The sequence below is a fragment of the Clostridium sp. K13 genome, assembly GCF_019734195.1.
Lineage (GTDB): Bacteria > Bacillota > Clostridia > Clostridiales > Clostridiaceae > Clostridium.
This window is the reverse complement of sequence record NZ_JAASHM010000014.1, coordinates 80,512-89,095: the sequence shown is the minus strand read 5'-3', so window position 1 is coordinate 89,095 and position 8,584 is coordinate 80,512. Positions and strand designations below refer to the sequence as shown.

5 protein-coding genes and 1 pseudogene are annotated in these 8,584 nt (G+C 25.4%); 2 read left to right on the top strand and 4 right to left on the bottom strand.

The features are described 5' to 3' along the window. Positions 1–77 precede the first annotated feature (77 nt). Positions 78–197 (bottom strand): annotated as a pseudogene (locus HCG76_RS09890) (HAD hydrolase-like protein); the annotation flags it as partial. A gap of 175 nt (positions 198–372) precedes the next feature. Here HCG76_RS09890 and HCG76_RS09885 point away from each other — a divergent pair. Continuing rightward, complete coding sequence (locus tag HCG76_RS09885; RefSeq protein WP_221700167.1) at positions 373–912, top strand: spore coat protein; 540 nt, start codon at positions 373–375, stop codon at positions 910–912. Between the two features lie 56 nt (positions 913–968). Here HCG76_RS09885 and HCG76_RS09880 read toward each other — a convergent pair whose 3' ends face one another. Together HCG76_RS09880 and HCG76_RS09875 are read right to left on the bottom strand one after the other, a co-directional pair. Continuing rightward, on the bottom strand, positions 969–2,912 hold the full coding sequence (locus tag HCG76_RS09880) for a sensor histidine kinase (RefSeq protein WP_221700166.1): 1,944 nt from the start codon (positions 2,910–2,912) through the stop codon (positions 969–971). 172 nt (positions 2,913–3,084) lie between these two features. Continuing rightward, positions 3,085–3,564, bottom strand: a complete 480-nt coding sequence (locus HCG76_RS09875; protein WP_221700165.1) for an NUDIX hydrolase — start codon at positions 3,562–3,564, stop codon at positions 3,085–3,087. 393 nt (positions 3,565–3,957) lie between these two features. On the opposite strand from HCG76_RS09875, the gene HCG76_RS09870 reads away from it, so the two are divergent. After that, the gene (locus tag HCG76_RS09870; RefSeq protein WP_221700164.1) at positions 3,958–6,012 is read left to right on the top strand and encodes a tetratricopeptide repeat protein; all 2,055 of its coding nucleotides are present in this window, start codon (positions 3,958–3,960) and stop codon (positions 6,010–6,012) included. 311 nt (positions 6,013–6,323) lie between these two features. Here the strand turns inward: HCG76_RS09870 and HCG76_RS09865 are convergent, their stop codons facing one another. After that, a complete protein-coding gene (locus HCG76_RS09865; protein WP_221700163.1) occupies positions 6,324–8,549 on the bottom strand; it encodes an alpha-galactosidase in 2,226 nt (741 codons plus the stop codon). Positions 8,550–8,584 lie beyond the last annotated feature (35 nt).

Sequence of the window (8,584 nt, the reverse complement as noted above, 5' to 3'; positions counted from 1 at the left end):
TGGACACATCCTTTCTTAACTAAATATTATTTTAACTTAGTTCGTCTTAATGTGTCCACTACTTTATACTAACACCAATCTTTTGTCATTTTATATCCGTACTTTTCAAATACTTCTGACCATACACTTAAATATACCATTTCAGTATCAAATATTACTCCATCCATATCAAATATCACTGCTTTTATTTTACTAATCTCTAAATTCATATTATTTACTACCATCCCTTATTTATTAATAACTAAAACTCATAATAATTAATTTACAATAATTATATCATATTTAAAATTAATACATTTTTATCTTCATAACATATTAAAAACCTGAATATTATCTCTATATTTTATAAAAACTAAGGTTGGAGGTGTTTTTATGTTAAATTTAAATGCAAAAGAAAGAATGCTATTACAAGATGAAAAAAGTCATGAAGAATTATGTATTGAAAAATATAACGAATATTCCGAGAAGGCTTGTGATCCTGAATTAAAAACATTATTCACTCAACTTTCTCAAAAAGAACAACAACACTTAGATACAATTAATCAAATGTTATCTGGGACTGTTCCAAATGTAAATGCAGCTCAAGGATCACAACAACAACAACAACAACAACAACAACAACAACAACAATCAAATATTCAATCTCAAACTCAACAACAAGCGTCTCAATCTCAACAACAGCAAAATGCTGTTGGTATAACAACAAGCCAAGCACAAGCTAGCTTTAATCATGATAAAATGTTATGCCAAGACTCATTATCTGGAGAAAAGTTTGTTTCTTCTACATATAACACAACAATTTTTGAGTTTAGAGATACTAATGCAAGACAAGTACTAAACCATATACAAAAAGAAGAACAAGAACATGGCGAAAAGATTTATAACTATATGCATCAACATGGAATGTATTAATTGATACTTGAGTAAAATTTATAAAAACTTCACTAGAATTCCTAGTGAAGTTTTTCTTAAACATATATATCTGATAATTCTGTTTTAGTTCTATAATTTATATTTCTTATTTCATCGCTAATATTTTCTTTACACTCTTTATCCTCTTCAATTCTAATACACTTATTATTTTTATTTATATTCATTTCCTTAGGTAACTTAACAATAAATCTTGTACCCTTATTAAGTTCAGATTGTACTGTAATTTCTCCACCATGAAGCTCAACTAATGATTTAACTATTGATAGACCTATTCCACTACCTTCATTTTTTCTAGTTAAACTATTATCAACTTGCCTAAATCTTTCAAATATATTAGTTAATTCTTCTTTGGCTATTCCTAATCCATTATCCTCAACAACAATACTTACATATTTATCTAGAGAGCTTATTTTTACTCCAATATATCCATTTTCCTTTGAAAATTTGATTGAATTAGATAATAAGTTTAAAATAACTCTTTCAATTTTAATTGCATCAATATCTATCATTACTTCTTCTTCATCTGTATCAAAAATTAAATTTAAATTTTTCTTTTCAGCATATGGAATTACAGACATAACTATATCTTCTGTTAAAGTAACTATATTATTATTCTCTAAATTTAATTTTAAATCATTTAACTCTGCCTTTTCTATATCAATTATATTACTTATCAGCCTTATTAATCTATAACAATTATCTTTTACTATACTAATATTTTTCTTTTCATTATCATGATTATTTTTTAAGTTCTTAAGTTCTATAAGTTGAATAGCACACAATATAACATTTATTGGTGTTTTAAGCTCATGACTTATATTTGAAATAAAATGTGCTTTAAGATTACTAGCTTCTTCCGCTTTATTTTTAGCATTTAATATTTCCTTTTCATATCTTTTTTTATAGTTTATATATTGTATTAAATATACTATTAAAAGTAATAATACTAAAAATACAACACAAAGGGCTATAAATAAAATTTTATACTCTTTAATTACTTCTATTGGACTATTAATTATTTTAGAGTTATCAGGTAAATCCTTGGTTTTTATATTAAATTTTCTTAGTATTTTATAATCAAAAATATATTCATTAGCTTTATCATTATCAAAATATAATTTTCTTTCATCTATCCCTTCTAATAATCCTAATACTACTTCTCCAGCTTTTTTACCTTGCCTAAAATGATTAATTACTTTCCCCCCAACACTTCCGGTACCGATTCCATAATCTAATACATTATATATTGGTAAATCTGATCTTATATTAGAGATCAATTCATTTACATTTAAAGGCTTCATCCATTCACCATTTTTGAAGTCATCAGGATATAGTGATATTATAACACTATTATTTTCAATACTTTTTATAGTTTCCTTAAATTCATTTATAGTTAAATTACTAGTAATTATATTATTAAAATTAAAATTAAAATTTTTATCTACTATATCTAAATAAAAATTATCTCCATAGTCATTTAGAAAAATTATGTTTTCTGTATTAGGATGAAACTTTTTAATAAGCTCTAAATTTGACTCTATAGACTCCATTTCTCTTACTCCAGAAACTTTTTCATATTTAAACGCCTCTTCTAATAGTGTTTCTTTTTGAACCCCTAAAAATGATATTGGTATATCCTTAAATAAATCATCTCTATACTTTAAACAAAACTCTAAAGCTTCATCATCTCCAGCTATTATAGCATCATATTCTTCATAATTTTCAAAGCTAAGTTTTAATAAATTATAAAATCTCTCCTCATTTTCCTCATATCCCAGAACCTTAAAATCCATATATTCTATTCTTAAATGAACCTTATCATGTAATCCTGCTTTTATTCCCTCTACTTGATCTTCAAAGGATATAAAATTTGAATTATAAGAACTAATAAATAGAACATTTAGATTTTTGTTATCAGTCTCTTCTGCATAAGCAATATTTTCATGCAATATAATAAAAATAATTAATATAGAGACCATTAAAATGCTTATTCTCCATTGTTTTTTTTCATATTTATCTCCTGCATACTTAATAACTTAAATAATATTATACTACCTTTCATTACATTTTAATACATTTTTGGGTTTATTTTTTATATTTTTCTCAACAAATTTTTAACTTTTTGATCTGTTCAACAAATTTCCCTATATTTTATATTTCACATTCTCTGTATATCTCATATGGCCTGCTTGAATAAACTCTATAAATTATATTTCCATTAAAATTAAGCATATCACTTGCTCTTTTCTTTAGCCAAGGTTCATTTATTATATCTATAACCATATCTTTTTTAAACCATCCAACCTCTATACTTTCTTCACTTGTTTTTAAGCTTCCACCTATTTTAACTGCTAAGAAATCAAATATAACTTTAGTTGGAATTATAGTTTTATTATCCCACCCTATATATGATTTAGTATTAGAATATACACCTGCTAGTTTCAAAACTTTTATTTCTATTCCTGACTCTTCTAAAACCTCCCTAGTAACACCTTCTATTAAATCCTCACCATTTTCAATTTGTCCTCCTGGAAACTCCCATCCCCTATGTGGGTTTTTTACAAGTAAAACTTCATCCTTATCATTAACAACAAGTGCTCCTGCAGCGACTATATGTGTTGGAAAATTCATAAATATCACTCCTAGAAAATATTTTTTATATACTATAACTTTATAATATCATATAAAAAAAATTCAACTAACCCCTTAATTGCGTTTTTTACATATCTATTTCTACTTTTTAAATACAATAAATATTATTTTTTCTCTATTTTCTACCTGTTTTATCAAGTAACACCACCTGTTTCTATTATATTTAATCTTTTTATTATTTTCCTCTATTATTTACATTTATTACTTTTTATTTTGAAAATAATGTAATAATATTTGTGTTTAAATGTTTTTACATTATTTTCTATTTAATATAAAATATGTATATACAATACTTTTTATATTTCTTGTATTTTTTTATAAGAAGACAATTATTAAATAAAATTTTGATGAATAGGAGGGTAATTTAACATTATGAGTTGCTGGACTGTTTTAGGAATAACACCAACTAGAAATATTGATAAAATTAAGGAGGCTTATGTTGAATTAAGTAATTCTATAGATAAAAATAATCTAAATGCTAATGATTTAAATTTAGCATATAATAAAGCTATATCTTTAGCTACTGCTTCCATAGGAGACTTGAATATAACATTATTGCATAACTCTAGTTTTGATATTTTATCAGCACTAATAAATTCTTCAATAGATGATAAAGCTATAGATTCTATTGATAAGTTTATGAATAAAGTAAATGATATATATAATAATCCTACACTTAGATTTTCTAAAGATTCTTGGATAAGCTTATTAACATTACCTATTTTAAATAACCCTACTATAAACCAAGACTTAGAATTAGAGATTATTAAATATATATATAAACATAAATATATTTCTGTAAGCATATATACTTTATTAGATTCTAGATTTAATTGGTCAAATAGAGAGTCAGAATTAAAGTCTTCTCTTTCAACAGAAGTAGTAGATTTTTTAATAAATCAAATAAATGATCCATTACCTTTAACTTATAATTATTTATCTAATATAAATCCAGAACAATTAGATGAATATCTTTCACTTAGAGAAAAAGCATATTTATCTTTTAATTCTAACGAAGAAAAAACTGAAAAAAGTTATTTATTTGACGCATATTCCATATATAATAAAGATTTAGATTTATTAAAATTATTAGGGAGCTATTATCTTAATAAAAATGATAATCTTATGGCTTTAAATTATTTTAGAGAAGCAATTAATATAGATCCTAATGATATGTTTTGCCTTTCGAACTTTGGACACTTATTGGCAGAAACTAATCAATATTCAAATGCAATATATTACTTAGAAAAATATATTAAAAAGCTTAAAAATACACTTGATATTGAACGTATTATTGATTTAGCTCACTGCTATCATTATTCATATGATTTACAAAAAGCTAAAGACTTATATACTTTATTGATTAAATTAAGACCTTGGGATCTTTCTATAAAGGTTGAATTAGATAATATTAAAAGTAAACTTTCTAAAGATTCAGTATCATTACCTTTAACAATTCCTATTTATAAAAAATATTTAAATCCTTATACTGAACCTTTTATGAATAAATTAAAGGAAATCTATAATAACTTTTCATTAAGAATAAATGAAAATAGCTGGTCTGAATTATTTTGTTTACCTATAGCTTCAAATGAAACATTATTTTACTTAGTAGAGCAAAATATTATAGAATTTATAACTAACAATAAAAACATTCCAAAAAATATTTTTACATTCTTAAATAGTAAATTTAATTGGACCTCTAGACATGACGAATTATTTAATATTTATCCTACATTAAAAATTGATTATTTATTTAACAAATTATATTTTAATGAAGTATTAAGTTACGATTCCTTGAAAAACATTTCTTCTGGTGTTTTAGAAGAATATATAGAACTTCGTTCATTAGCTTATGATTTAATTAATAAAAATTCAGATGATGTAGAAGAATACTTAAATAAGGCTTTAAATTTATATGATAGTGATTTTGAATTATATAAACTATTCGGACAATACTACTTAAATAAAAACTTATATTGTGATGCAATTAAAAACTTTAAAATTGCTATTTCTCTTAAAGATGATGATTATTATTCTATTTGTAGTCTTGCCTTACTACTAACTAAGATAGAAAAATATGAAGAAGCCTTATATTATCTAAATAAAAGTGTAAATACACCTGCAGGATCTATGCTACTTGATAACGAAGACTTCCTAACAAAATATGCTATCAGTTTTTACTATACAAATGATTTAATAAACGCAAAAAAATTCTTTAAAAAATTATATAAAATGAATCCAGATCTTAAATTTATAAATATTTATTTAAAAAATATAAATGATAGATTATCAGGTAAAAAAAGAAAAGCAATTCCTGTAATTGCTATTACTGATTCTAATTACTCAACTTTAAACTTTAAAAATAAAACTAAGACTACACTTTCTAATATTATAACTAAATTTAAACATAATATTGCCAATTAATTAAAAGAAAGGTATGTATCAAAACTACAATTCACATAATTAATAAACTGCGAACTAAAGCTTATTATATGATACTTTTTTCCGGTAATATCATTAATTTTTCTCTATCACTGGCTTTAAAGATTAAGTCTGCAATTTAAGCAGATTCTCCCTAAAGAATATTTAAAATTTGTAATAGCAAATATTTAATATTGTAATCTTATAAAAAATAAAGCATTGATACTTTTGTATCAATGCTTTTCTATTATAATTTAATTACACTCTGTAATGTAATAATGAACGGGATGGATAAAAATTTATTAATTAAAGCTTTATATCTCTGCTTTTAAAACATAAATTTTTGACCAATAATCAGCACATCTTTCTCCTTCTTCAACTACTTGTCCTGATGATGAATCTGTAGTTATTAATCCTAAGTTCATTAATTCACTTCCGTAGTGAACATTATTAGTTCCTTTTATAGAATATACTAAGTTTTCATCTAATCCATGTAACTTCATTCTTCTAAGTGGACAGTTAACATCATTTAATACTTTAAAATAAGCGACAATTGCTTCCTTCTTATCTTCTGATACAATCATCCATGCAGAAATATTATTTTCAAAAGGACTTTGAAGCCTAAAGAAAGTTCCCTTTTGTATAAGTTCTCTATATTCCTTTACAAATTCAACTTGCTTCTTTATTATTTCATGCTCTTCTTCAGATAATTTAGTTAAATCCAATTCATATCCAAAAGCACCAAAATAAGCAACATTACCTCTTGTTTCTAATGGAGTATTACGGAAAAGCTGATGATTTGGAGTTATTGATACATGAGCTCCCATACTACTTATTGGATAGGCATAAGAAGTTCCATATTGAATCTTAATACGTTCAACAGCATCAGAATCATCACTAGTCCAGCATTGAGGTGCATAATACATCATTCCAGCATCAAACCTTCCACCACCACTAGCACATGATTCAAATAAAATATAAGGATGCTTATTAATTAATCTTTCATATAAATCATAAACTCCTAAAATATATCTATGGAATACTTCTCCTTGCCTATGAGCAGGTAAAAATGCTGAATAGCATTCAGTAATAGATCTATTCATATCCCACTTAATATAAGAAATATTAGATTCAGTTAAAATCTTATCCACCATTTGATAAATGTAATCAACAACTTCAGGATTTGAAAAGTCTAATACATATTGATTTCTTCCATGAGATACACTTCTATTTGGAGTTTTAATTACCCATTCAGGATGATTTCTATATAAATCACTATCCTTATTAACCATTTCAAGTTCAAACCATAATCCAAACTTCATTCCTAAACCTTCTATTTTCTTAGAAAGGCCTGAAATTCCATTTGGTAACCTATTAGTATTTGCATACCAATCTCCAAGTCCACTAGTATCACTACATCTAGTTCCAAACCATCCATCATCTAAAACAAATAACTCAATTCCATCTTCCTTTGCAGTTTTAGCAATATCAACAAGTATGTCTTCTGTAAAATCAAAGTAAGTGGCTTCCCAGTTATTAATTAAAATTGGCCTAACCTTATCTCTCCATTCACCTCTAGCTAATCTTGTTCTATAAAGCTTGTGATATGTTTGGCTAACACCATTCATTCCCTTATCAGAATAAACCATTACTGCTTCTGGAGTTTGGAATTCTTCACCTTCACCTAAGTGCCATGTAAATCCAAAAGGATTTATTCCCATTAACACTCTAGAAACATCATAAGTATCTACTTCTACCTGTGCTAAGAAGTTTCCACTATAAACTAATGAAAAACCTAAAGCTTCCCCTTGGAATTCATCAGCATTTGGTCTCTTTAATGCTATAAATGGATTATGATTATGACTTGAATTTCCTCTTGCACTACTTACAGCTTGTATACCTTGTTCTAATTTTCTATGCTTTACTTCTCTTTCTCTTGCCCAAGCACCTGATAATTGAATCCATTCGTAATTGCAGTCAGGTAAATCTAAACACATACTCATAGCATTAGTAAGTTCTAAATTTTCCTTGCCCTTATTGATAAATCTACAGCTTCTTGCTATTACTGATTCATTATTAAATATTGTATAAATTAAAACTAATTCTGCATTAATAACTGAATCAAATAATGTAATCTCAAGAGTATCAGCTTCTGAAGAATCTTCTATATAAGTAGCTGGAAGTCCTTTTAGCTTAGGCTTACCACTGTATATTTTATGAGACACATATTCAAAATTAGTTATTCTACTACCATTCTTTTGTAAAATTTCATATGCAGGATATTTAAAATCTGTTGTTCCATATGAAGGATATTCCTGTTTTATATGTTCTAATGAAAATCCATATTCCCTTTCATATACGTATGCAGACATTGGTCTATATGCATTTTCAAGTAAATAATCATAACTATCTCTTTGATGAATTTTCTTTCCAAAGTATAATTGTCCTAATTGATTATTTCTTAAAATTTTTATAATGTAACTTATATTATTATTAAATAAGTGAAATTCCTTGCTTTCTTCATTAAAAATAATACTCATTAATTCCCCTCCTAATTCCTTTACAAGCTAATTAT

What these genes read in the sequence shown, in the direction of transcription:
- HCG76_RS09880 (WP_221700166.1), bottom strand. Translation starts at nt 2,912, where the DNA reads ATGGTCTCTATATTAATTATTTTTATTATATTGCATGAAAATATTGCT.
- HCG76_RS09870 (WP_221700164.1), top strand. Translation starts at nt 3,958, where the DNA reads ATGAGTTGCTGGACTGTTTTAGGAATAACACCAACTAGAAATATTGAT.
- HCG76_RS09865 (WP_221700163.1), bottom strand. Translation starts at nt 8,549, where the DNA reads ATGAGTATTATTTTTAATGAAGAAAGCAAGGAATTTCACTTATTTAAT.
- HCG76_RS09885 (WP_221700167.1), top strand. Translation starts at nt 373, where the DNA reads ATGTTAAATTTAAATGCAAAAGAAAGAATGCTATTACAAGATGAAAAA.
- HCG76_RS09875 (WP_221700165.1), bottom strand. Translation starts at nt 3,564, where the DNA reads ATGAATTTTCCAACACATATAGTCGCTGCAGGAGCACTTGTTGTTAAT.